The 24,404-nt window shown below is 46.3% G+C and carries 22 protein-coding genes and 2 pseudogenes (1 of these 24 running past the window's edge); 21 read left to right on the top strand and 3 right to left on the bottom strand.

Features of this window, described 5'->3' with window-relative positions:
- Window positions 1-405, bottom strand: a pseudogene (locus tag HQK80_05330) (SDR family oxidoreductase) (it extends 351 nt beyond the left edge of the window).
- A 19-nt stretch (window positions 406-424) separates the two neighbouring features.
- Window positions 425-1,336: a DUF362 domain-containing protein gene (locus HQK80_05325; GenBank protein ID MBF0221638.1), complete on the bottom strand. Its 912-nt coding sequence runs from the start codon at window positions 1,334-1,336 to the stop codon at window positions 425-427.
- Window positions 1,337-1,583: 247 nt separating this feature from the next.
- Here HQK80_05325 and HQK80_05320 point away from each other — a divergent pair, with 247 nt between their 5' ends.
- The 17 genes from HQK80_05320 (at window position 1,584) to glnD (ending at window position 18,700) form a co-directional block, all read left to right on the top strand.
- A complete protein-coding gene (locus HQK80_05320) occupies window positions 1,584-2,084 on the top strand; it encodes a flagellar basal body-associated FliL family protein (protein ID MBF0221637.1) in 501 nt (166 codons plus the stop codon).
- A gap of 8 nt (window positions 2,085-2,092) precedes the next feature.
- Window positions 2,093-3,085, top strand: coding sequence for a flagellar motor switch protein FliM (gene fliM / locus HQK80_05315; GenBank protein ID MBF0221636.1), 993 nt, complete (start codon window positions 2,093-2,095; stop codon window positions 3,083-3,085).
- Window positions 3,086-3,188: 103 nt separating this feature from the next.
- On the top strand, window positions 3,189-3,569 hold the full coding sequence (gene fliN / locus HQK80_05310; GenBank protein ID MBF0221635.1) for a flagellar motor switch protein FliN: 381 nt from the start codon (window positions 3,189-3,191) through the stop codon (window positions 3,567-3,569).
- 10 nt (window positions 3,570-3,579) lie between these two features.
- Window positions 3,580-4,116 carry a flagellar biosynthetic protein FliO gene (locus HQK80_05305; GenBank protein ID MBF0221634.1) on the top strand — a complete coding sequence of 179 codons (537 nt, stop codon included), beginning with the start codon at window positions 3,580-3,582 and terminating at the stop codon, window positions 4,114-4,116.
- Window positions 4,109-4,864 carry a flagellar type III secretion system pore protein FliP gene (fliP, locus tag HQK80_05300; GenBank protein ID MBF0221633.1) on the top strand — a complete coding sequence of 252 codons (756 nt, stop codon included), beginning with the start codon at window positions 4,109-4,111 and terminating at the stop codon, window positions 4,862-4,864. Before HQK80_05305 ends, fliP begins: the two co-directional genes overlap by 8 nt.
- A 1-nt stretch (window position 4,865) precedes the next feature.
- A complete protein-coding gene (fliQ, locus tag HQK80_05295) occupies window positions 4,866-5,135 on the top strand; it encodes a flagellar biosynthesis protein FliQ (GenBank protein ID MBF0221632.1) in 270 nt (89 codons plus the stop codon).
- A 16-nt stretch (window positions 5,136-5,151) separates the two neighbouring features.
- Window positions 5,152-5,943, top strand: coding sequence for a flagellar biosynthetic protein FliR (gene fliR, locus HQK80_05290; GenBank protein ID MBF0221631.1), 792 nt, complete (start codon window positions 5,152-5,154; stop codon window positions 5,941-5,943).
- Window positions 5,944-6,115: 172 nt separating this feature from the next.
- The gene (gene flhB, locus HQK80_05285) at window positions 6,116-7,189 is read left to right on the top strand and encodes a flagellar biosynthesis protein FlhB (GenBank protein MBF0221630.1); all 1,074 of its coding nucleotides are present in this window, start codon (window positions 6,116-6,118) and stop codon (window positions 7,187-7,189) included.
- 60 nt (window positions 7,190-7,249) lie between these two features.
- Window positions 7,250-9,352: a flagellar biosynthesis protein FlhA gene (flhA, locus tag HQK80_05280; GenBank protein ID MBF0221629.1), complete on the top strand. Its 2,103-nt coding sequence runs from the start codon at window positions 7,250-7,252 to the stop codon at window positions 9,350-9,352.
- Window positions 9,353-9,542: 190 nt separating this feature from the next.
- Window positions 9,543-10,688, top strand: coding sequence for a flagellar biosynthesis protein FlhF (gene flhF, locus HQK80_05275; GenBank protein MBF0221628.1), 1,146 nt, complete (start codon window positions 9,543-9,545; stop codon window positions 10,686-10,688).
- Between the two features lie 38 nt (window positions 10,689-10,726).
- Window positions 10,727-11,608 (top strand): MinD/ParA family protein, encoded by an 882-nt coding sequence (locus HQK80_05270; GenBank protein ID MBF0221627.1) that lies wholly within the window; start codon window positions 10,727-10,729, stop codon window positions 11,606-11,608.
- A gap of 72 nt (window positions 11,609-11,680) precedes the next feature.
- A complete protein-coding gene (locus tag HQK80_05265; protein ID MBF0221626.1) occupies window positions 11,681-12,463 on the top strand; it encodes a FliA/WhiG family RNA polymerase sigma factor in 783 nt (260 codons plus the stop codon).
- A gap of 209 nt (window positions 12,464-12,672) precedes the next feature.
- Window positions 12,673-13,050, top strand: coding sequence for a response regulator (locus tag HQK80_05260; protein ID MBF0221625.1), 378 nt, complete (start codon window positions 12,673-12,675; stop codon window positions 13,048-13,050).
- Between the two features lie 115 nt (window positions 13,051-13,165).
- A complete protein-coding gene (locus HQK80_05255) occupies window positions 13,166-14,020 on the top strand; it encodes a hypothetical protein (GenBank protein MBF0221624.1) in 855 nt (284 codons plus the stop codon).
- 432 nt (window positions 14,021-14,452) lie between these two features.
- On the top strand, window positions 14,453-15,676 hold the full coding sequence (locus HQK80_05250; protein MBF0221623.1) for an ammonium transporter: 1,224 nt from the start codon (window positions 14,453-14,455) through the stop codon (window positions 15,674-15,676).
- Between the two features lie 16 nt (window positions 15,677-15,692).
- The gene (locus HQK80_05245; protein MBF0221622.1) at window positions 15,693-16,031 is read left to right on the top strand and encodes a P-II family nitrogen regulator; all 339 of its coding nucleotides are present in this window, start codon (window positions 15,693-15,695) and stop codon (window positions 16,029-16,031) included.
- Window positions 16,032-16,126: 95 nt separating this feature from the next.
- On the top strand, window positions 16,127-18,700 hold the full coding sequence (gene glnD, locus HQK80_05240; protein MBF0221621.1) for a [protein-PII] uridylyltransferase: 2,574 nt from the start codon (window positions 16,127-16,129) through the stop codon (window positions 18,698-18,700).
- Window positions 18,701-18,757: 57 nt separating this feature from the next.
- Here the strand turns inward: glnD and HQK80_05235 are convergent.
- Window positions 18,758-19,530 (bottom strand): annotated as a pseudogene (locus HQK80_05235) (Rpn family recombination-promoting nuclease/putative transposase).
- A gap of 500 nt (window positions 19,531-20,030) precedes the next feature.
- Between HQK80_05235 and HQK80_05230 the strand changes: the two are divergent.
- The 4 genes from HQK80_05230 to HQK80_05215 form a co-directional block, all read left to right on the top strand.
- Window positions 20,031-21,245, top strand: coding sequence for an RNA-directed DNA polymerase (locus HQK80_05230; GenBank protein ID MBF0221620.1), 1,215 nt, complete (start codon window positions 20,031-20,033; stop codon window positions 21,243-21,245).
- 6 nt (window positions 21,246-21,251) lie between these two features.
- Window positions 21,252-22,058 carry a 5'-methylthioadenosine/S-adenosylhomocysteine nucleosidase gene (gene mtnN / locus HQK80_05225; GenBank protein MBF0221619.1) on the top strand — a complete coding sequence of 269 codons (807 nt, stop codon included), beginning with the start codon at window positions 21,252-21,254 and terminating at the stop codon, window positions 22,056-22,058.
- Entirely contained in the window at window positions 22,055-23,794 is a 1,740-nt protein-coding gene (locus HQK80_05220; protein MBF0221618.1) for a tetratricopeptide repeat protein, read from the top strand. Before mtnN ends, HQK80_05220 begins: the two co-directional genes overlap by 4 nt.
- Window positions 23,791-24,404 (top strand): hypothetical protein (locus HQK80_05215; protein ID MBF0221617.1); only part of this gene is annotated, 614 nt, incomplete at its 3' end. The genes HQK80_05220 and HQK80_05215, both read left to right, overlap by 4 nt.

The raw sequence follows: 24,404 nt of genomic DNA, 5'->3' as shown, positions 1-24,404 counted from the left end.
CCTGCTGCCAGGTGCCATGAATGGTACCGCCTGCTGGGCCAAGGTCAACAGCGCTCTGGCGTTTATATCCATCGCCCAGTTCCAGTGCCTGGCGTTTAGCTCAAGCACCGGCTTTAATACGCCAGAAGCGGCGTTACTGACTAAAAAATCAAACCGGCCATAGGTATCCTTAACGATCTCAAACATGTTTTTGACATGATCATCGTCAGCAACATTAGCCTTGACAACAACACATTTTGCGCCGCATTTTTCGATCAGATGGGCGGTCTCCTCCGCATCCCTTTTATGCCGGATATAATTTACAACCAGGTTTACACCGTTTTGTGCAAATTTCACGGCAATAGCCTTGCCGATACCCCGAGAACTCCCAGTAACTAAAGCAACCTTACCCTGAAGATTAAACATTTCCTCTCCTCACTCTCATTTAAAAAAGCCTTCTTATACTATTAAATAAGAAACTCTGCACCTGAAACCGAACGGGTGACAACATCTCTGGAACCTGAAAACCCTGAACAGTCAGAGCTGACGGTTTCAACAACGGAAAGACCAGGCTGCTTATATTACAGCCAACCTTTTCCCTGAGCCTGCACTCCAGCCACACAGGTGAAGCCTCTGGATCGACAGCTAGAATCTGCATAATTGCTGTTTCAAGAGCAACAGGATTCCTGCTGGCACCGATAACCCCCAACTCGAAAGGTTCTCCCCCCACAGGCCCACGCTTGTGCATGGCCACAATCCCGTCCGCAATACTGATTCCCTCCGGCACAACATCAAGTAAATCAACAACCAGCTTCACAAAATGTTTATCGCCATGCTGCATATGTGCTACGGCCTTTCGCCAGGAAAGCACCACACCAAAATAGTTCTTCACCGCCAAAGTCAAACGTAATTGATTATGGGCCTTAACTTTAGGGAGATTAATCAGATACTCATGCTCATAAATTTCACCTGCTATTACCGGACGAAATCCTGTCTCAGTTTCAACCCGTTTTTTCTTTCTAAAATTTATCAAGGCAACCGGCATGCCTTTAAGCGCCTCAGTGTAGCCAAATTTCTCCATGACACTGAGCGCTGAACCAAACGCCGGCGAGTCACCAACACTCACACGCGCACCCTGATCAAGACACCAGGCCGCTACAGCCGCTACAAAACCTGGGTGTGTGATAGCCTCTCCCTGATGCCCGGCACCAGAAACCAGGTTCGGCTTTAAGAGTACGCGGTCTCCTGAGCATAAAGAGAAACCAAGAGCACCACAAAGCTCGTCAATATGATCTTTAAGCGCCTCTTGTTCATAGTTCAGGCACCTCGTTAAAGCGACGTTCGTGCATGTTTTCATTCGGCAATGATACTGACTCTTTGTTTTTTTTCAAGAGCCGGCTTTTAGAAATCAGTCAATGAATTGACACATAGCACCTATAGAGTCATTTCATTGACATGATTTCTTTATTTTGTCATAACAAGTCAGAACTGGCAAACTTGCCACACAGTCTGATTTGAGAGGGTCTTCGGCAAACCCACGCACATGGCATAAGAATTGCTTTTAATGCCGTAAAAGTCAAAAATACTCTAACAGGAGCGTTGTTATGGCAGAAGAAGAAAAAGATCAAAACGTAGGCGATGAATCCGAACAGCCCAAAAAGAAAAGTAAACTTGTTCTCTTCGTAATCATTGGCCTTGTGTTCGCCCTGTTAGCCGGTGGCGGTTATTTTGCCTACACAAAGTTTCTTGCCCCTGACCCAGCCATCGAACAGAGTGAGGTTGAAAAAGAGGTAAAGGAGCCCATTGGTGAAATGTTTACACTAGAACCCTTTGTGGTCAATCTCTCCGACCCCAAAGGGAAACGCTATCTTAAAGTAACAATAGCCATTGAACTTCCAGGGCCAGAGGTTCTTGAAAGTGCTGAAAAAGCCAAGCCCAAGCTCAGGGACATGATCATCATGCTCTTGACCAGCCTCTCTTTTGAAGAAGTCATGACTCCTGAAGGCAAGATTCGCGTCCGAGACGAACTCTTTGAGCGCGTCAACCTGATCTTGCGTCCAGACAGAGCCAACAATATCTATTTCACAGACTTTGTCATTCAATAAGCGCTGATATTATGGAACAGATATTAAGCCAAGACGAGGTCGATGCCCTATTAAAAGGTATTTCGGGCGGAGACATTGAGGAACCAGAAGAAGATATAAGCGAGGAAGACCTTGGCCATACCGTCTATGACTTCAGCCGGCAACAAAGTATTGTGCAAACGAAAATGCCGGCGATGGAAGTCATCAACGACACTTTCCTGCGCTCAATGCGATCCTCTCTGGCCAACACACTTCGTAAAATTATCGATATCACCTCCGTCCCTATGGAACTTGAGCGTTTTGGTGCCTTTGTCAGAACCCTGCCGGTACCAAGCAGTCTCCAGATATTCAAAATGGAACCCTTCAGGGGGCACGCTTTATTTGTCCTGGAACCAAAACTTGTTTTCGCCTTGGTAGAAACCTTTCTTGGCGGAACTGGCTCAAGGAATATCAGAATTGAGGGCCGTGATTTTACCGCCATCGAACAACGTCTCATTCATCGTGTCATCAACATCTTGCTTAACGACCTTGAAAAGGCTTGGTACTCCCTGCATCCGGTTAAAGTTCAGTATGTACGGAGCGAAATCAACCCCCAGTTTGCCAAAATTTGCGAACCTGAGGATGTCGTCCTCATCAACCGCTATGAAGTCGACATGGATCGAGCCGTTGGCAGTATCACCACCTGCATTCCGCTTGCTAACCTGGAATCTGTGAAATCAAAGCTGACAACCTCATTTCAGAGAGAACAAAGTGAAGAGGATATTCTTCTTGAGAATACCCTTAAAGAAAATATTAAAAATGTTCCTCTGGAGATCAAGGTCGAGCTTGGTAAAGCGCTAATTCCCGCCGGTGATATCATTGAACTTGACGTAGGTGACATTATTCAACTCGATCGAAGAAAAGATGACCTGCTCCCCTGCTACCTGGGAAATGTCCGAAAGTTTATGGGGACACCAGGACTGCACAGGGGTAACAAAGCCTTTTTGATTAAGCGTCTGGTCTTTGACCAGGAGCGCGACTAGACACAAAACTATACTAATCGAAGATAACCCATAAATAAAGTAACCACAGATGCCAATTCATTTTGATATTTTGTGAGGGAAAAAGTTACTAAGGAGAAATACAATGGCAGGTAAACCTACTGACGACGCTGGAGACGACTGGGCAACAGAGTTAGAGGATCAGAATGGCGGCACACCAGTAAGCTTTGATGAGTTAGGTGTTGGTTCTACGGACCAGGAGGGTGCCCATAACCTGGATTTTCTGCTGGACATCCCTCTTGAAGTTACCGTTGAACTCGGCAGAACTAAAATGATGATCAACAACATGCTGCATCTTACCCAGGGCTCGGTAATTGAACTTAGCAAGACTGCAGGCGAGCCTGTTGAAATTTATGTCAACAGCAAACTCCTTGGCAAAGGTGAAGTAATTGTTGTTAACGAACGCTTCGGCATTCGAATCACTGAAATTATCAGCCAGGCCGATCGGATTAAGAATATCGGATAACAGTAATCCCATGAAAAACCAACTCCTCTCTCCCAGGCCTTTAACAATGTTAGTTTGTGTTGGTTTTATCATAAAAGCACAAACCTGCCTGGCAATCGATCCTGCTTCCACCACCCTGCCGACAACCTTATCGAGCGACCTTCGTGAAACAACCTCCCTTATAGCCGAACTCTTCAAGGTTATGGGTTCTCTTGCTGTGGTAGTGGGGATTATGCTTCTGCTTTTCTTTCTTTTTAAAAAATCTGCCTTTAACAAAGGCCTTTCAGCGGCTGGATCGTTAATCAATGTGGTCGAGTCACGCATGATAGCCCCTAAAAAGTATATTGCCGTTGTTGAAATAGCCAACAAGTACGTTGCAGTTGGAATTACGGATAACAGTATTACGTTACTAACAGATCTAGAAAGCTCGGTGCTGCACAATGCCAACAGGTCCGGACAAAAAAGTGCGGCCTCACCATTTTCAGGAATGTTAAAAAAGGCCACCCGGGCCATACAAAAAAGACCACAATCAGCAGACAGTCGTGGTGAGGAGGCTACAGATGCTTAAAAAAGCAATAGTGCTTTCTCTCGTGACCCTTTCAAGCCTGCTTGTTTTACCTGATCCAGGAAAGGCGATTCAAATTCCAACGCTACAGATTGGTCTTGGTGAGGCGAACAACCCGGGTGAAGTCTCTGTTCTCATTGAAATCCTCTTAATCTTTACAGTACTGTCAATGGCTCCTGCCATACTATTAATGATGACCTGCTTCACGCGCCTGGTTGTCGCCTTTTCCTTTCTCAAAAAGGCACTAGGCACCCAGACAACCCCTCCGAACCAGGTCTTAATCGGTCTTTCCCTGTTTTTAACCCTGTTCATTATGACCCCGGTTTTCACTCAAATGAACACAACAGCAATCAAACCGTATTTAGACGAACAGATCTCTCTTGAAGAAGCCATGGAGGCAGGTATAAAGCCACTGCGCTCCTTCATGTTCAAGCAGACCAGGGAAAAAGACCTTGCCCTGTTTATCTCGATCGCCGATCTCAAAAAACCTGAAAACAAGGATGAGGTGCCAACCTCTGTATTAATCCCCGCCTTTATGATCAGTGAGTTAAAGACATCGTTTGAAATCGGCTTTGTACTTTTCCTGCCTTTTCTGGTCATTGACATGGTCGTTGCCAGTATCCTCCTGTCTATGGGTATGATGATGCTGCCGCCGATTATGATCTCTTTGCCTTTCAAGGTATTACTTTTTGTGCTGGTTGACGGCTGGTATTTAATCGTGGGCTCGCTGATCAAGAGTTTTGGAGTGTAATATGACCTCCTTAGAAGCAATTAACCTCGGCCATGATGCTGTCTTTATCTCACTGCTTGTTTCAACGCCCCTGCTGGCAATCGCCCTCATTGTTGGTCTGGCGATTGCAATTTTTCAGGCGACCACCCAGATACAAGAGATGACACTTACCTTCGTTCCTAAAATTGTTGCCGTCATGTTTGCTCTTTTATTTTTTGCCTCGTGGATGACAATTAAATTAACAGACTACACCCATGACCTTTTCATCAGGATTCCCGATCTTATTCGGTAACCTATAGCGTAGAAAAATGACCGATACCGCCCTCTTAAACTGGACCCTTAACAACGTGCTCTCCCTGCTGATCATTATGACCAGGGTCGGCCCATTGATATTTTTAATGCCGGTTATCGGTTCCACCAGTATTCCACCCCAGGTCAAGGTTCTCTTCACCCTGGTTCTCGCCTTGATTCTAGTGCCGACTGTCCAGGTTGTTCCTGAGAGTTTCCCCAAATCGGCTATTGACTACGCTCTTTTTGTTGGAACCGAAATCGCCTTTGGTGCTGTCCTTGCCTTTTTAGCACGTATGGTTTTTTCGGCCTGTGACATTGCCGGCCAGATGGTTAGTATCTCCATGGGTATGGGTATGGCAGGTGCGATGGATCCTCAATCCGGCACCCAGGTATCCTTGATCGGCAACCTCTGGAACATTATCTCCATCCTCATCTTCCTGGCCATTAACGGCCACCACCTGTTTTTCAGAACCCTGGTCGAAAGCTTCAACTGGGTAGAACCGGGCACCATTCATCTCTCCGATGCCACGCTTGCAGGCATTATTGATGCTGTGCAGCATATGTTTGTTTTAGCGGTTCAAATTATGGCCCCAGCCGCTGCAGCGCTGTTTCTTTCCCATGTTGCCATGGGCATTATCGCCAAAACAGTTCCGCAGATGCCGGTCATGATTGTCGCCATGCCTATGAATATTGCAATCGGCTTTATTTTTGTCGGTCTTTCAATGAGCTATTTCTTACCATTGATGATTAAAAATTTCGATAAAATGGGAGTCGAGTTATTCCAACTTGCTAAAGGCATGGGGGGGTAAAAGCAGGTTTGGTTGATTGGTTAAGTGGTTAAGTGGTTGGTTGAGCAATAGCTTAAAGGTATACCCCATTAAACGCAGTAAAAGCAGTTAACCGTCGGTGTGTGTTCGTGTGGGTCAGTGGCTAAAAAACATAACGTCGTTGAAGTTGAAAAGATCTAAATAAGGATCCGGAATGGCAGAAGAAAGCAGTGGCCAGGAAAAAACTGAGGAGCCTACCAGCAGGCGTCTTCAGGAAGCCAGAAACAAGGGTGATGTTGCAAAAAGCATGGAGATCCCTTCGGCCACGGTGTTGCTCGCCGGCCTTATGACCTTATACATGTTAAGCGGCTATTTTCTTAATACACTCTCTGCTGTAACAGCCTTTTACCTCGATAATGCTCACTCGATTAATATAACTCCTGGGAACATCCCTGGAATAGCCAAAGAGTGTATGCTCAATATGTCGTATCTCGTTGGACCTGTCATGATTGCAGTGTTTATCGCTGCCCTGATCTCCAATTATGCCCAGATCGGCTTCATTTTTACCGGTGAAAAAATGAAGCCTGATCTCAAAAAAATCGACCCTATCAAAGGTCTGGCTAAAAAATTCTCCCTCCAGGCACTGGCAGAACTCGTCAAATCATTGCTCAAAGTAGGCCTTATTGGCTACGTGGCCTTCAGCGAAGCCTATTCGGCTCTACCTGAATTTATGCCGCTCATGGATCAGACAACAATGCAGATTATGACCTTTGCCAGCATCACCGCTTTTTGGATTTTCTTAAAATGTGCGCTGGTAATCGCACTTCTGGCAATCCTTGACTATGCCTTCCAACGGTGGCAGTTTATGGAAAAAATGAAAATGACCAAGCAGGAAGTCAAAGAAGAGGCTAAAATGACGGAAGGCGACCCTCAGGTCAAAGGCAGAATCCGTTCGATCCAGATGCAGATGGCCCGACAACGAATGATGGCCGAGGTTCCAACCGCTGATGTCGTTATCACCAACCCGACCAGACTGGCCATTGCCCTGCGCTACACAGGAACTGAAATGAGCGCACCGTTAGTCGTAGCAAAAGGTGCTGGGGCTATTGCCCAGCGCATTCGTGAAGTTGCAGCGGAAAACAACGTGCCAATGGTTGAAGATAAACCTCTGGCCAGGGCACTTTACAAAAATGTGAAGGTCAATCATCCTATCCCGGAGAACCTCTTCCAGGCAGTCGCGGAAGTTTTGGCATATGTCTATGGAATGCGCAAGAAACGGGCGGCGTAGATTTTAGCTGTTAGCCTTTAACCTTTAACCCTTAACCCTTAACCTTTAGCCCTTAAAAAAATGGCAGAAAAAACAGCTGCATTAACAGGATTTAAAGCAATTAACATTGATGCATCCAGCATGGTCGTCGCCGTTGGAGTTGTAGCAATTCTCCTGGTCATGATCATGCCGCTGCCGACCCTTATCTTGGATCTGCTGCTTTCCTTCAGTATTGCCATCGGCCTGGTGATACTGCTCATGTGTCTTTACAATACCAACCCACTGGATTTCTCATCTTTTCCACCACTGCTGTTACTGACCACCCTGTTCCGACTTTCGCTTAATATTGCCTCCACCCGGCTTATCCTGCTGCATGGCCATGAAGGCCCCGGCGCAGTCGGTCAGGTTATCAACTCCTTTGGCAATTTTGTTGTTGGTGGAAATTATGCAGTTGGTCTTATCATCTTTCTGATCATGGTTCTTATTAACTTTATCGTAATCACCAAGGGCTCCGGACGTATTGCTGAAGTTGGCGCCAGATTCACCTTAGACGCTATGCCCGGAAAACAGATGGCAATTGATGCCGACCTGAACGCCGGCCTGATTGACGAAGATGGAGCAAAGGCCAGAAGAGCGGCCATATCCCAAGAAGCCGAGTTTTACGGGGCTATGGATGGTGCAGCAAAATTTGTGCGCGGCGAGGCCATTGCCAGCATCATCATAATGATCATCAATATTATCGGCGGTTTGTTCATTGGGGCTGTTCTGCAAAACATGGATGTTTTTCAAGCCCTTGAGACCTATACCCTCTTGACAATCGGCGATGGACTCGTCTCTCAAATTCCGTCTCTGATTATTTCAACTGCAGCTGGTATTATTGTAAGTCGTGCTGCTTCAGACATGAGTATTGGCGCCGAATTCGCCAAGCAGTTCGGTATGCAGCCTCAGGCTTTAGCCGTTTCTTCCGTCATCATCGGAATATTCGGCTTAATCCCGGGCCTTCCACACTTACCGTTCTTAATTCTGGCCGTCCTGCTCGGCACAATTTCCTATTTCACCTTTCATCAAAAAGCCATGGTTCAAGAAGCCGCCGACAAGAAAACAGAGAAAAAAGAGGATCTGCCAGGAACACCAGAAACCGTTGAGGCCCTTTTACCTCTCGACACACTACAGCTCGAAGTTGGCTACGGCCTTATTCCCCTGGTTGATGAAAACCAGGAAGGCGATCTTCTTGAAAGAATTCGTGGTATACGTCGGCAGTTCGCCATGGATATGGGCATTATCGTGCCATCGCTTCATGTCCGCGACAATTTACAGATTAAACCAGATGAGTATGTTCTCCTGCTGAGAGGCGTCGAAATCGCCCGCGGTGAAATCATGATGGGCTATCAGTTGGCCATGGACTCAGGCGGAGCCAAGCGTGAAATCGAGGGTATCCCGACTACAGAACCAGCCTTCAATCTACCGGCCTTATGGATTACCGAGAACAAGAAAGATGAGGCCCAATTAGCTGGCTACACGGTTGTTGACCCATCCACCGTTGTTGCCACCCACTTAACAGAAGTCCTGCGAAACCACGCCGAAGAACTTCTTGGCAGACAAGACACCCAGAAGCTCATCGACAACCTGGCCCAGAGCAATCCTAAGGTCATCGATGAGCTTATTCCTGATAACTTATCCTTGGGCGGCCTGCAAAAAGTTTTACAGAACCTTCTGCGAGAGCGCGTTTCCATCCGCGATCTGCTGACCATATGTGAAACTTTGGCCGATTACGCCACAATGACCAAAGATACGTCCGTTCTCACCGAATATGTTCGCCAGAAACTGGCCCGCTCAATAGTCGCCAATCATATCGATGATGATGGTAAACTGTATGTGCTGACCATCTCTCAGCAAATTGAAGATTTTATCCGAGAATCTATCCAGAAAACAGAACAGGGAACGTACCTTAACCTCGAACCGAACCTGGCCCAGAGGGTGGTTGAATCTGCTCAGAAGATGGTGGAGAAAGTATCCAATGACGGCTACCAGCCCCTCATCCTCTGCACACCGGTTATCAGAAGGCATTTGCGCCATCTGCTTGAACGTTTTCTGCCCCAGGTCATTATTCTTTCTAACAACGAATTAACTAACCAGGTTCAGATTAACTCATTAGGCACCATTGCGCTTAACCCTAAGCCATAAGGCACAGATGGGTAAAGGGTTCGAGGTTCGAGGTAAAAGGTAAAAGGTAAAAGGCTAAGGGCTAAGAAGTCAACAATAGTACCCTTTTGGCCTATACTCGTAACTCAGCTTTTAATTACGGACTTTTTGGCTAAAATCAGATACATACAGATCAATACCTTTTTATGCCAAACTTAAAACGATAAATACCATGCGAATTAAACGTTTCGAAGCAAAAAACACAACAACAGCGCTTGCCATGATTAAAAGTGAAATGGGAGACGATGCCGTTATTTTAGCCACACGATCCATCGGCAAGAAAAACGGTAAAACCCAGATGGTTGAAGTCGTTGCGGCAATGGACTACGACATTGAAGAGATTGCCATGAACGATGCCGAAGCTGGCGTTGCAGGAAGTAAATCGGCATATGGCTATCATTCAGTCCGAGCAAAACATCGCGTTCCCGACTCGACCCTGTCCTCTCCGAGCACCACGAGACGAACTCTAACTTCATCAGTCAACGATGTGGCCCGTTCTGAATCCCACGATATGCGACTACGCTTTGCCAACTTACTGCCCCAGCCTCCTCCCCCCGCAGAACCAGTTCGACTGAGCAGCGATCTCCGCCCCCTAACCGCCAGGAAGCCAGTTACCAGACCCGACCAGCAGGCGGTCAAACTATGGCGTGACCAGCTTATTGAAAAGCTTCACGTTCCGGATGCGAATCAGACACCTAAGATTATGGCCTTGGTTGGGGCCACCGGAGTTGGAAAGACGACAACTACCGCTAAAATGGCCGCTTGGTACAGTCTCAGAGCTGGTAAACGCGTTGCCCTTTTATCCATGGACTGTTACAGAATTGGCGCCACTGACCAGCTGCGTGCCTATGCGAAGATTATGCGCCTACCCTGTGAAATTGCCCTACGAAAAAAAGACCTTGTTGCCGCCCTGGAAAAACACAGCGACAAGGATGTTATTATTATTGATACAGCCGGAAAAAGCCCCTATGACACCGGCCACATTAATGAACTCCAAGAGTGGTTTGCACCCTGCACAGGACTTGAACCACACCTTGTTTTAAGTGCAACTACCAAAAAAGAAGATTTACAAACAATGATCACATCGTACTCCACTCTTTCAACCGCGAGTTTGATTCTCACAAAACTTGATGAAACAAGAGCATATGCTGCCTTATGCCAGCAAGTCGTGGCCTCGTCGTTACCGATCAGCTATTTATGCACGGGCCAAAGGGTTCCGGAGGACTTCATGGTCGCAAATAAGGATTACCTTGATACGTTGTTTAAAAATGGCTGGGATGCCGCGACTGCATTCGTTCAGTCCCAGACTTCTCACTAATAAATGCATAAACCCCTACACCAAAACTTGAGAAAATAATGAATCAGGCAGACACATTGGAAAAAATAATGAACATATCGACCACATCAACACCTAAAACAAGGGGGCAAGTACTGGAACCGCCCCGAGTTCTGAGTGTGACCAGCGGCAAAGGTGGCGTTGGCAAGTCCAACCTCACTACAAATCTGGGTTATAAGCTGGCCACCCAAGGAAAAAAGGTTCTTATCCTTGATGCCGATATCAACCTGGCCAATGTCGATATTCTTCTGGGGCTGACCCCCCAATACAACCTCCACCACGTCCTTATGGGGGAAAGAAGCCTTGACGAAGTTATCATTGAAGGGCCGGGAGGTATTCAAATACTGCCCGGCAGTTCAGGGATCATGGAACTCGCTACCCTTTCAGAAAGCCAGAAGATGTATTTCCTGGCCGAGATGGAAGAGGTTGGCAAACGCATAGATATACTGCTGATTGACACTGCCGCCGGCATCAATGAAAATGTTGTCTATTTCAATCTGGTCGCCCAGGAACGAATTGTCATTCTGACCCCGGAACCCACCGCCTTAACAGATGCCTATGCCTTGATCAAAGTCCTCTCGTCCAAGCATGATGTCAAAAAATTTAGAATTGTCATAAATCAAGCCGCGACCGAGAAAGAAGCACTGGCAGTTTTTCGCCAGCTCACCCTTGTCTGTGACCAATTTCTCGGCACTCTTTCTCTGGACTTTCTAGGATATATTCCGTATGATAAAAATCTGATCAAAGCGGTGCGTAGCCAACGCTTAGTGACAGAGCTTTTCAAGGACACACCGGCCTCAAAAATGATTGGCAAAATTGCAAACCAGCTGCTTGAAGATCGTCCAGAACTGGCAACTGACGGCAATATAAAATTTTTCTGGCAACGTATATTTGAACAATAAGCTGACTTTAAACGTAGATGTGTCCACAGAAGATTTAACTGAGATATTTTCGATACAGTGACTTTCACAGCGATGGCTAAACAGAATCAGCAGAAATTTAAAGATTATACTCGGGCCTACTTTACCGGATCAGGAAAGCTCACCCCTGAAAAACGTGATGAGTTAATCCTTACCTATACACCCCTGATAAAATACATTGCTACTCGCCTCGCTTCACGGCTGCCTGCCCATGTCGCCCTTGATGACCTTATCAGTTGCGGTATCATCGGCCTGATCGACGCCATCGACAAATTCGACCTTTCAAAAAACGTACAGTTTAAAACCTATGCGGAGTTTCGCATACGCGGCGCAATGCTTGATGAGCTTCGAGCCCTTGACTGGGTTCCCCGGTCAGTACGAAGCAAAATCACCCAGTTGGAGGCAACCTATTCCTTAATGGAAAAAAAGCTTGGCCGACCTGCCACAGAAGAAGAGATGGCGCAAAGCCTCGATCTTTCTCTGGAAGAGTTCCATAAGCTTTTAGATGAAACTAAGGCTGTAACATTCATGGACATTGAGCTGCTCAAACAGCGCTCACCCGAGATGAAGGCCTCAACAATAACCGATTTGCTCAATTCTGACAGTACAGACCCTTTTGCAGCATTGAGCTTTGCAGAAATTCGCAATCTCGTCGCTCAGGCAATCTCTGACCTGCCCGACAAAGAGAAGCTCACCGTATCCCTGTACTATTTTGAAGAGTTGACAATGAAGGAAATCGGCCTGGTATTGGACTATACCGAGTCACGTATTTCTCAAATGCACAGCAAGGCTGTTTTGCGGCTGCGTTCAAAGCTTAAAAAAGCATTAATGACTTGATGGTTTCCAAGGAAACGATCAGATCCTGTCCAAAACAGTAAATTAATTTTTTCGACAAAATTTAATTGATTTTGTTCTATATTTTTATATATGATTGGTGAAGGTGAGTTGTAGCACCACCTCAGGAACTGGGCAAATCATCTTGACAGCGCACTGATGGCGTTTACAGCAAAAGCGATGTCATTTTAAATAGCACGAAGGAAGTTCAAATGCCAGACATTACATCCATGAAAGTCTTAGTTGTCGATGATTTTGCGACCATGCGCCGAATATTAAAAAATATTCTGTCGCAGCTTGGTTACAAACACATCATTGAAGCTGATGACGGTACGACCGCAATGGGTGTGCTCAAGCAAGAGAAAATAGACCTTATCATCTCTGACTGGAACATGCCAAAAATGACCGGCCTTGAACTCTTGAAGAATGTTCGATCGAACCCGGACCTGGCGCCGATACCATTCATCATGGTTACCGCCGAAGCCCAGCAAGACAATATCATCCTTGCCGTTAAAGCTAAGGTCAGTCAATATATTGTTAAGCCTTTCACCGCCGACACCCTCGGTGAAAAGATCAAAAAAGTTCTGTAAATTGTTAGATAGTATATTGGTCAATTATTTAACTGGTTAAATGGTTGAACATTTCTCCTGTTAGCTGTCCTTCGAGTCAACTAATCACCAAGCCCCCATTAACTAGGCTACTATCATGTCCGATACGCCTGAACCCAACAAAGGACAGGGAAAAACTGAAGAGACGATCTTCAACAGTGATATCGGTGACGATTGGGGTGAGGCCTTTCAGGCAGAAGACTTTATGTTTTCTCCTGACGAAGAGGCTAGCAGTGAGTTCTTTCTGGAGGATGATTCCTTCGACGATGAGACCTCAGTCGGGCACGAAGAAACCTCGTCTACAGCAAAAGACCTTAAGAAAGAAAAGGTCGCCCCGCTTTCCGGTCTCGGCAAACTTTTCACCCTGCTCGACCGCCTTCTCGCGCTCCCGCTTAAATTTCGCATCCCCGCTTTATGCCTGCCCATAATTATCATTATAGCTCTCCTCTTACGCCCGCAGCCTTCACCAGAATTAACCGATACTGATCCGCAAACAACAGACCCGGCAAGCACGGAAGAAATCAAACAAGATCTTCCAGCTGCAGACCAACAACACGGTACAGATCAAGCCCAGACCGCGCTAAATGCGCCTACCGAAAACGAAAAGCAAATTGCCGCGAAGGAGATTCCAGCGGAGAAAGTCCGCAAGCGCTGGCAACTTCCATCCTTTCTAATTTCATCATTTAATGACGAGCTAAAATCACCGGCACTTTTAGCAATCGACCTCACCTTGGTTCTTCTTATGGCCAAAGAGGATGTTATTCCCAATGACAAAGAACTTCTGGTCAGGGAAACTATTTTTCAATTCTTCAACAATCGCCCTTATGCTGACTTACAGAAATTCACCCTTTCTCGAGGAGAAATGAACCGAAGCCTTCGTGCCTGGATCAATAAGCAACTTCCCGACATCCCTCTTTCTTCAATCGTTTTTGAACGGTACCAAATCCTCTGATTTCTTATTACATATTTGTATTTTTCCTTAAAGATACTAACACTACCGCAACGCTCATCATCTCGTGACACTCCCTTCGACACCCTATCCACAGCTCGGCAACCTTCAAAAACCAAACTAATTACCTCCCGCGCAACAACAATTATATTACAATTTCGTTTGAATACTATTTAAAATACACAAATTTGTTGGTAGATCGCACAGCTAAGACACCAGCGCAAACCAAATAAACGTAATATTATCGGCATATTAGTAGGCAGATCAGATAACGGACCAATTATTGCTAAGAATACGGCAAGTGTCGACATCCTGATTGGGCCACAGAATTCGTCTATTTTTCTCGAACTTTACAGCCCCCTTAGTGCCGGCACAAAGCGACAGAACAAATACATTTTCAACCAATAAACTTACCCCCACAGACAGGAGAACAAAATGATCAACGCTGGAGACACCGCATTTATTCTAGCCGCTGCAGGCCTGGTACTATTGATGACACCGGGTTTGGCCCTTTTTTATGGAGGAATGGTGAGAAGCAAAAACGTTTTGGGTACATTCATGCAAAGCCTGATCATGATCTCAGTTATCAGCGTGCAGTGGGTCATCATTGGCTATTCCATGTCTTTTGGCCCAGACATTAGCGGTATTATCGGTGACCTGTCATGGCTTGGTCTCAATTCTGTTGGCTCCGCACCCAGCCAGACCTATGCGACTACCATCCCTCAAAACGTTTTCATGATCTACCAGTGCATGTTTGCAATCATCACCCCAGCGCTCATTACCGGCGCCTTTGCCGAACGTGTGAAGTTTGCGCCATTTATTATTTTTGCCCTTCTGTGGTCTATTCTTGTTTACAACCCGGTTTGTCACTGGATCTGGGGCTCAGGCGGCTGGCTTGCCCAAAAGGGTGTTTTAGATTTTGCCGGCGGCTTAGTTGTCCATCTCACCTCCGGCATGGCTGCGCTTGCCGCAGTTTTAGTCATCGGACCACGAAAAGGCTTTGGCCGCCACTCCTTCATGCCCCACAATCTTCCAATGACAGTTATTGGCACAGGCTTACTCTGGTTTGGCTGGTTTGGCTTTAATGCAGGCAGCGCCTTGGCTGCTGACGGCATTGCCGCCACAGCCTTTGTCTCAACCCATCTGGCGGGAATGGCCGGAATGGCTATGTGGACCATTGTAGAATGGGTGCATCACGACAAACCCACCACACTTGGCGCCGCCTCCGGAGCAATTGCCGGGCTGGCAACCGTCACCCCGGCAGCAGGATTTATCAGCCCGATTTCAGCAATACTAATCGGCATGATTGCTGGTATCGCTTGTTACACTGCTGTTAACCTGAAGGGCAAAATCGGCCTGGATGACAGCCTGGACGTTATTGGGATCCATGGGGTCGGTGGCCTGGTTGGCACCCTCTGCCTTGGCCTGTTTGCCTCAAAGGCCGTCAACCCAGGAGGCGCAGATGGACTTTTTGCCGGGAATGCTGCTTTTTTGGGCTCTCAACTTTTTGGCGTAGCTGTTGTCGGAGCGTATGCTTTTGTGGTAAGTTGGATCCTACTCAAGGTAATTGATTCCGTCATGGGCCTGCGGCTCTCTGATGAAGCGGAAGTGACAGGCCTTGACCTTTCCGAACATAGTGAATCTGCCTATAGTTCTTAACGAATGGAGATTATTCATGAAAAAAATTGAAGCAATTATCAAACCTTTCAAGCTTGATGATGTTAAAGATGCCTTAAACAAAATCGGCATAAACGGTATGACCTTGACTGAAGTGAAGGGCTACGGCCGCCAAAAAGGCCACAAAGAAATTTATCGCGGCGCTGAATACGTCGTTGACTTCAGGCCTAAAATGAAACTTGAGATCATTGTAAATGCTGACCAGGTAGACAAAGTTGTCGATTGTATTCGCCAGGCTGCTCTGACAGGGAAAATAGGTGATGGCAAAATTTTTGTTCTTCCTGTAGAAGAGGTTGTACGCGTCCGAACCGGAGAAAAAGGCAGGGACGCCATATAACCTACTTGGAATTCTGATATCGGATTTCCGCAAAGAGAAGTACTTTCTGACCAATTGACCTATACACATAACTTTAAGCCCGACAGAGGTACGATATCATACCGCCGAAATCCGAAATCAAAAATCCGAAATCCGAAAACCCTCTCCACGGCCTCAAAACCCGCCGGGAAATTCTGGAAGTTCTCTGGCGGCAAGGCCTCAGCGGTCAAGCTCTCCTTAAAGAGCATACCCATCTGATCGACACCCATCTAGCGCAAAAATTTTCGGATTGCGCCGAAACCAAGAGCGGCATGACCCTCATTGCTGTGGGTGGGTACGGCAGGGGTGAGCTATTTCCCTTCTCCGATATCGACCTACTCCTGCTTCACGAAAAATCGGTATCCGACAAGCTTAACTCTGTGGCCGAAGCCCTTTTCTACCCCCTCTGGGACGCAGGTCTTGATGTTGGCCATAGTGTTCGTACTATCAAAGATTGTTTAAACGATGCCGCCAAGGATTTCTTCTTCCAGGTGGCCTTTCTCGATGCCCGCTTCATTTCTGGCGATGTTGCTCTTTTCAGCCAGCTCCAGAATAAATTCCGCAAAAAATTCATTGACGGCAAACGCAGAGAGTTTTTTGAGGAGATGACCCGCCATCGTGATGAGCGCCACAGACACTTTGGCCAACACAGCTACATGCTTGAGCCACAGATCAAGGAAAGCCGTGGTGGTTTACGCGATATTCAGGCCGTATTGTGGACCTCTAAAGTGGTCTTTGGTTTAAAGGACGTTGCCTCGCTCTGCGACTCAGGCATACTTTCTCAGCCTGAACACGATAGATTTGTTGAGGCCTGGGACCACCTGATCAAAATACGTAACCGCCTGCACTACATTACCGGGAGACGGACTGACCAGTTGTTCTTTGAGCACCAGGAAGAAATCGCCAAAGCCTTTAACTTCCGGCCTTCACAAGGCCTAATGGGCGTTGAGCACTTCATGCGCAAGGTTTATGGCCATCTGCAAACTGTCGCAGTAACTTCAGACCTCTTTTTTGAACATGTTGACGAAGTCCTCGCCAAAAAGCCGGGCTTTTTCAGCAAAGAAAAATATAAAGTCCTGGCCCCTGGAATCGTCGAGAGAAATGAGCGCATTCACCTATCTAGCCCTGAATTGATCAGCAGTTCACCTCGAACGATGATGCAGATTTTTTCATTAGCCGCTAAATCCGGCGTCCAGGTCCATCATCAAGCACGAAAAGCTATTGCTGAAAACCTGGATCGTATTAACGATGAGTTCAGAACAGACCCCAGCATTGCGAAGCAGTTTCTCACGATTATTCAACAGCAGAAAAACACTGGTTCAATCCTGGAGGCGATGCTCGAAACGGGCTTTCTGGCAGCCTACATTCCAGAATTCGGCCATCTGATCTCTCTCGCTCAACATGACATCTATCATGTCTACACAGTTGACCATCATCTCTTACAGACCGTCCAGGTTCTCCATCAGGTCATAGACACCCATCAGAATATTTACTCGCTACTGACCTCACCACAAGTTCTATTTCTGGCGGCCCTGCTTCATGACATTGGTAAAGGCTACGACACTAACCATTCAGACAAGGGCGCTAAACTGGCCGCACAGATTGGCAGCCGACTTGGTCTTGCTGCGGAAGAGATTGCCCTGCTTGAGTTCACGGTAAGAAACCACCTGTTCCTGACCGACACCGCTTTGCGTAGAGACTTGGAAGACGCTGCCTTTATAAAGAGTTGTGCCAAAAAATTTTCTTCGCTGGAAGAACTCGCAGCACTCATACTCCTGTCAATTGCAGATGCCATGGCAACTGGCCCAACTGTCTGGAATGACTGGAAAAACACCCTTCTACTCGACCTCTATCTAAAAATCGCCCTGGTTTTAGACCAGAAAGAAGGGCCCGGAGAAAATTCAAGCTTAGGCATTGACTGGATCCGGGACAAAATCACCTCCGAGTTTGACAATCAATGCCCAATACAGCTCAATGACCTGCCGGACGACTATTTGCTAAATTTCCCCCCCGCCCAAATCGCTGAACACATTCGGCACAGCCAGGTTGTCACAGATAGCGTCACAGTTATCCCCAAAGACAAAACTGATCACTGGACAATTCTCATCATAACAAAAGACCGCCCGGGCCTGCTCACGAAAATATGCGGGGTTACAGCACTAAACAGTCTAGAACTTCTTGCAGCTCAGGTTTTCACCTGGTCAAACGGTATTGCCGTTGACAGTCTCGATGTACGTTCCGTTTATGAGCAAGCCCATGCCGACCAGAACTGGAAATCCTTCACAACCGACCTTTCCCAGGCCCTCAAAAACCGCCTGGGCCTTGAGTATCGCCTCAACAACGTTACCCTGCCATTAGCTAAGATACCATCAAGAGAGCTCCAACAGACTAAAGTTGTGATACACAATGACGCATCCGAAGTTTTCACAGTTATGGAGGTCTACACGGAAAACAGATTAGGGATACTCTACAACGTCTGCAGAACACTGACCGACTTCCGGATCAACATTTTCCGGGCCAAAATTGCTACCCAGTCAGATCAGGTCGTTGATGTCTTTTACGTACTCGACCAGGAAGGTCAAAAAATCACAGACAAAGCCTTCATCGAAGAGATCAAACAAAGCCTCATCTTTGCCGCTTCAAGAAAATAAAGGGGCACAAAACTCGTGCCTTTTAATTACCGACACCCAACTAACCAAAAAATTGGTTCAGTGAAAGACTTCATCAGGCGTTTCGGCTGTCAAAATATTCTCAATCCACACAAGGAGCGCATCGGCATCGGCTTCAGCTACGCGTTTTCGGTGCTCATCGGTTAGCGCTGCACCAAATTTTTTCTGCATCTGTCGCAGCAGCATTTCAGCTCGGCCCTGCTGTTTCCATTCTCCAGTCCATTCGGCAACTCGTTCGGCAAGCATACTCTCCACCTCCTGCAGGTCTCGTATTTCTTCGATCTCCATTCCGGGCATGCGGTTTGGCAACAGCACCCGGTTTATCCACACGGCAAACGCCCTTCTCAACGAAGTCTGTTCCGGCGCCTTCAACCAATCGATTAAGGCCTTGACCAACTGGCGAATGGCCTGAGGACTACGGCTTTTCTCCATCCGAAACAGCGCTGCTGCCAGGTTGCGCAAGGCCAACTGATCTGTTTCGTCAAGCGCTCCTTCATCGAGAATCAGGTAGCGCATCGAAGGCCGGTAGCGAACCAGACTGCCCGGTGCCGGAGCAATCAGCTCTGACACATCAACTGCGGCCTGCCATCTGGGGATACCATTATAAAGAACCACTGGCAGAACCGGTGGCAATAATTTATCAGTCGTCTGGATATAACTCTGTCATCATTAACAAAGTTGCCGCTCACCTTTTCGAGACTGGCAAAATCCACCTCCTGGATCCAATCCTCCTTAACAAAACCCCGCAAAAGATCAGCCACCATTTCGGGGTGGGAGAAGAGAAGCTTATAGGAGTTGTCATGCTGGGCCATGGTCAGTTCTTCTTTTTTCATTCCGGATCAGATGGTTTCTATTTTACCGGAAAAGATCAGTATTACAAAGAGAAAACATGGGCAAGGATCTATCTTGCTATCTAATCTCTACAAATATTTGCCAAGGTGTGGGTGTATTTATTGTACTTTTTAAGCATGAAATTCTGACATTTTTTGATAGAGACCTTTCAAGGTATGAAAAATTATGGTCTCGTAAAAAGTCGAAAACTAAAAATAAGACCTAATGATTTCAAAATGTTAGATTGGGCAAAATGGCCTAAATCGGACTTTTTACGAATTCTTGAAAAAATCCGAAAAACCACATTTAGTACTTTCGAAACTTAAATTTTGACGCCGAGGCTTTTGATTTTAGTGTCTAGCATAGCGTTACGCTATGCCTTCCTGATACTTGCTACGCACGACCGGCAGCTTTCTGCCGGTCGTAAATTAAGTAAAAACAAGCCTCGGCGTCAAATTTTTTCAAATTCACTCGGTGTTCAATGGCACTTTGCAGGGAGAAAGAACAATATCTGAAGAATTTGCGATTGGTAAATCTTCGTGCCGATGTTGATCCTGAGTTGGTTGATCTGCTTGTTGCGTACGCTGGAATGCGCCTCGAAAATAATCGGGATGTTAATTTTTTTCAGGATGACGTCAAGGAGCGAGCGGGCAAGCACCCGTATCTTTTAAGATTTCTGCAAAAGAATAAAGAGACTGACCCGAGAGCTCTTAATTTTCTGGTCTCCTATTTTCTGGAATTGAAAACCAGGGGGATTCCGTGTGTTTTCAATAGGCAGCATCTTGCCGATACTCTTGGCATTTCCCTCGTGGCCATGGATGAATTGGCCCAAAATTCCCCAAAATACTATACCCGTTTTTCTGCCGCAAAAAAAAATGGAGCCCAACGCGAAATTCTGGCACCAAAAGCGGAACTGAAAACGGTGCAGAGAAAGATTCTTGATTTTCTGCTGATCAAGGTTCCGTTGAATAACCATGCCGAAGGGTTCCGGAAAAATCGTTCCATCGTCACAAACGCCCAAAGGCACACGGACAAGAAAGTACTTATAAAAATGGATATTAAGGATTTTTTCCCATCAACAAAAGCTAAACGAGTGTTTGGGATGTTTTTTTCCCTGGGATATCCCGAAGGCGTGGCAAGTACACTCACCAACCTGACAACCTTTAAAGGAAGGCTCGCCACCGGCGCTCCAACTAGCCCGGCTATTTCTAACGTTTTATGCCGACGGCTCGACAAGAGGTTTGCCCGGCTAGGTGAAAAATGTGACTTTTCGTATTCGCGTTATGCTGATGATTTGACGGTTTCCTCAAACAACACCAATTTAGCCGGACTGCTCCCCTTGTTCAAAGAGATTGTTCTGGAAGAAGGTTATGAACTGAATGAAAACAAACTGCGGATTATGCGAAGTGGGTCGCGCCAAAAGGTTACTGGGGTTGTTGTGAACATCAAACCTAATATCGACAAAAATGAGATCCGAAAATTACGGGCTGTTGTCTATAACTGCCGCCACAAAGATATCAACAAGGAAATATATAAATGGGCACAAATGGAAAAGAGTCATCCCGAGCCCTCGCAATATACGCTGGATACTTTTAAAAGATCAGTTTCCGCCAAAATTAATTTTGTGAAAATGGTTAACCATAAAGCCGGTGAGAAGCTTCTTGCTGATTTTAAGGCGCTTAGTTGGCCTGGTTGAAGCAGATTGATCTGCTTTGCAAGGTATGTCGCAGTCTGCTCTTTGGTATTTGTTGTTAGATCTGCGTGTTGGGCAGACACAGGTATTATTGTTGCGCTAGACTCAACACTTCAAGGGTTCAACAACTCTGCAGACTTTAATGCCGGAATAAAACAGAAAGCCGGGCGTGAATTTTATTCCGGCAGCTTGGGTGGCACGAAGATTGTTTTGGTTCGGTCACCAATGGGCAAAGTTAATAACGCCATTACTGCCCAGGTCCTGCTTTCGGAGTTTTCTATTGATTCGGTTTATTCCATATCTCCAGCGGGCAGTCTTGTTGGAAATCTTGAGAAAGGCGATGTTGTGGTTGCCACCACAGTTTATCAGCATGATTTTGGATCAATCAAGCCATATGGCTTTATCTGGAGCAAAACTCCGGTGCGAAACAATCAAGAAGCGGATGCCTATAATGTGCTTGATCGCTCTCTCGTGAAGTCAGTACTGGAAGTTAACAGAAGCCTGAAGATCTGGGGAAATTTAACAGAAGGTATTTTGGTTTCTGGAGATCAATTCATTGCCAGTTCGGACAAAAAAAAATGGCTCATGGAAAAATTCAAGGCCAGCGCTGTTGACATGGGAGGCTCGGCAATCGCTCAGGTCTGCTACAGCAACAAAGTAAAGTGCTGTCTTATCCGAACCATTACCGACGAGGCCGAAGTTGAGGCCAGAGCTGATTTTAACGAATCAGTTACTGCTAGTAGTTCGGCACCTGATCTGGTCAGAATGATGAAAGAAATTCTGAAAAGCAGAAAAGAGAAGAGGGGCCTGCAATGAACCACATATTCACCGTTATTGCCGCCCAAGCAACTGTACTGCGCAAAATAATTTACAGTACTTTTTGCAGCGCAGGCATTCTTGTGACAATGGCCGGATATGCTTGGGGTTTTGACGGATATTATCTGCTCAAGGAAGGGGATATTGCCCTTGATCAAGGCAGAAGTGCAGAAGCCCAGGCCTTATTTGAAAAATACATTGATACCCACCCTGCCACTCAAGGCACAAAATCCACCAGATACCAGAAAAAAAAGCAGTACTACATCAAAAACCTGCTGACAGCTTATTCGGATCTTTTTGAGGTTTTTCGCGAAACTGGTAATGAGGCTGAATTTAACAGGCGTCTTGCCATGTTAAAGGCAACCTTCAATAACGGCGGGTTCAGCCATAAAAATATGTATAATCTGGCTGAAATCTACCTTGATTTTAACCGAGATGAAGATGCACGGCCAATTCTTGAATTGATTGTTACTGAACATGCAATCAGTCATTACCCGTATAACATCAAGGTGACTTTGCGTGCCTATTCCAAACTTTTCAATATTTTAAAAACGAAAGGTGATAACTTGGCCGTCGAAAAGTTACTGACAAGTTTAGCCGATAACTATCCTGATCCAGAATTTGATAGTAACGATAAATACAAACTGGCCTTGTTGTATTTCACCAATGGTAGGGATGAGCAGGGCCTCGAACTGCTCAACGCGATTGCAGCTGAGGAGCAGTTTACTTCCAGCTCCCCCTTTATCCATACGCTTATAAACACCTACATAAAACTTCTTAAAACCTCTCACAAGAAAGGGGACAAGGCTGCCAGTAAAAAAATAATGACTACGTTAGCTGGCGAAGGGTTTGAGAAATTGTCAGCGGGTAACGCCTATAAACTCGCAGTTGCTTTTCTTAATTCGGGTGAAAAGGAAACCGGCAGGAAAATTTTTGACACCCTGAGCGCAAATTTTCCTGAAACTGTCTGGGGCAGAAAAAGTCTTTTTCTACGCGCCAGGGATGCTATGAGCAGCAAAGACTGGGATACTGCCATAAACAAATATTCAAAGTATATTGATCGGTATCCGGACAAGCATTTCTTTGCTCTTAAGGCATATTCAAGTTTGCTTGATGCCCATTGGTCGAGAGATGGAAACCTTGAAGATCAGGAGATTAAGATTTCTCTTTTTGCCGATATCATCAATCAGGTGACTGACTATGAAACTCAGCTCAATCTGGCAAGAGATCTTCACCGAAAAGGCTTTGGGGAACTGGCCGATGCCACGTTTACACTCGGTGTTGCTGCTGCCAACAAAGAGATTGAAAAAGAGCCTCTCACCCTCACTGCAATGAGGGCCAATTGGCTGATTGCAAAATACGCAGTTGAGCTTGGAAAGTTTGATATTGCCCGGCAGAGGGGTTCTTCTGTAATAGCTCAAAGCAATAACAGCAGGACATGGTTGCGGTCCAAAAAAGAGAAAGAACGTGAGGATCATTTTCTGTCTCGAACTTATCTTAATCTGGCAGAAATTAATGAGGCAGCTGAGGATTATGAAAATGCCGAGGAGATGCTTAACCGTTTTGTGGAAGAGTTCGCCGACGATGTGGATGCTGATTATGCTAGATATAAGCTGGGACGCCTCTATGAGAAAATAAATAAAAAGAGTGAGGCGGCCGAGACCTACCGAAAAGTTCGGGGTGGCAAGTGGAAGGAGAACGCTGCCAAACGTCTACTTGATATTGGTGGGCTATGAAACGGGTAATTATTTCATTAGTCTTTCTTGTTTCTTCTCTTGGTTTCGGTGTTTCAGTGTGGGGATGGGAGTGCGAAGTGACACTGACAGCCCCGAAAACTATTAAGCTCGATCAGACTGTTAGCTTGTCGGCCAGCGGAACACCAGTCGGAGGCTCGTATTCGTGGTCAAGAAATCCGACTTTGACTGCCTTTGGTGAGACTGCGACACTTGTTGGGTATAAAGTTGGGTATTCTGAATACATTACAGTCACTTCCACCTATACAACTCCCAAAGGCAAAAGCTGCAAAGACACTAAATGGCTGTGGGTTTGCTTGTGTACGGTTGGTATCAGTGGGCCCGCTGAGTCAGAAATTGGAGCACCGGTCACTCTTGCCGCTTCCGCTGATTCTTTGGGCGGAACCTATGAATGGAGTGTGAATTCGGGCTCTGGTTCAATCTCTGGTACTGGAGATGCCGTACTATTCACGGGAGACCAGGCTGGCGAAGTTGAAATTAAAGTTTCATATACACCCCTTGAAGGTGGTGAGCCTTGCACTGCTTATCACTCTATCCAGGTAGTTGATGCGTGCGCTGTTTCAATTTCAGGAATATTGCAGCGGCCTACCTA

The sequence above is a fragment of the Desulfobulbaceae bacterium genome, from assembly GCA_015231515.1.
In the GTDB taxonomy this organism is placed as follows: Bacteria; Desulfobacterota; Desulfobulbia; order Desulfobulbales; family VMSU01; genus JADGBM01.
The sequence above is the reverse complement of the archived record's forward strand: the minus strand, read 5'-3'. Positions and strand labels throughout refer to the sequence as shown.

What these genes read in the sequence shown, in the direction of transcription:
- HQK80_05325 (MBF0221638.1), bottom strand. Translation starts at nt 1,336, where the DNA reads ATGAAAACATGCACGAACGTCGCTTTAACGAGGTGCCTGAACTATGAA.
- HQK80_05320 (MBF0221637.1), top strand. Translation starts at nt 1,584, where the DNA reads ATGGCAGAAGAAGAAAAAGATCAAAACGTAGGCGATGAATCCGAACAG.
- fliN (MBF0221635.1), top strand. Translation starts at nt 3,189, where the DNA reads ATGGCAGGTAAACCTACTGACGACGCTGGAGACGACTGGGCAACAGAG.
- HQK80_05305 (MBF0221634.1), top strand. Translation starts at nt 3,580, where the DNA reads ATGAAAAACCAACTCCTCTCTCCCAGGCCTTTAACAATGTTAGTTTGT.
- fliP (MBF0221633.1), top strand. Translation starts at nt 4,109, where the DNA reads ATGCTTAAAAAAGCAATAGTGCTTTCTCTCGTGACCCTTTCAAGCCTG.
- fliQ (MBF0221632.1), top strand. Translation starts at nt 4,866, where the DNA reads ATGACCTCCTTAGAAGCAATTAACCTCGGCCATGATGCTGTCTTTATC.
- fliR (MBF0221631.1), top strand. Translation starts at nt 5,152, where the DNA reads ATGACCGATACCGCCCTCTTAAACTGGACCCTTAACAACGTGCTCTCC.
- flhB (MBF0221630.1), top strand. Translation starts at nt 6,116, where the DNA reads ATGGCAGAAGAAAGCAGTGGCCAGGAAAAAACTGAGGAGCCTACCAGC.
- flhA (MBF0221629.1), top strand. Translation starts at nt 7,250, where the DNA reads ATGGCAGAAAAAACAGCTGCATTAACAGGATTTAAAGCAATTAACATT.
- flhF (MBF0221628.1), top strand. Translation starts at nt 9,543, where the DNA reads ATGCGAATTAAACGTTTCGAAGCAAAAAACACAACAACAGCGCTTGCC.
- HQK80_05270 (MBF0221627.1), top strand. Translation starts at nt 10,727, where the DNA reads ATGAATCAGGCAGACACATTGGAAAAAATAATGAACATATCGACCACA.
- HQK80_05265 (MBF0221626.1), top strand. Translation starts at nt 11,681, where the DNA reads ATGGCTAAACAGAATCAGCAGAAATTTAAAGATTATACTCGGGCCTAC.
- HQK80_05260 (MBF0221625.1), top strand. Translation starts at nt 12,673, where the DNA reads ATGCCAGACATTACATCCATGAAAGTCTTAGTTGTCGATGATTTTGCG.
- HQK80_05255 (MBF0221624.1), top strand. Translation starts at nt 13,166, where the DNA reads ATGTCCGATACGCCTGAACCCAACAAAGGACAGGGAAAAACTGAAGAG.
- HQK80_05250 (MBF0221623.1), top strand. Translation starts at nt 14,453, where the DNA reads ATGATCAACGCTGGAGACACCGCATTTATTCTAGCCGCTGCAGGCCTG.
- HQK80_05245 (MBF0221622.1), top strand. Translation starts at nt 15,693, where the DNA reads ATGAAAAAAATTGAAGCAATTATCAAACCTTTCAAGCTTGATGATGTT.
- HQK80_05230 (MBF0221620.1), top strand. Translation starts at nt 20,031, where the DNA reads ATGGCACTTTGCAGGGAGAAAGAACAATATCTGAAGAATTTGCGATTG.
- HQK80_05220 (MBF0221618.1), top strand. Translation starts at nt 22,055, where the DNA reads ATGAACCACATATTCACCGTTATTGCCGCCCAAGCAACTGTACTGCGC.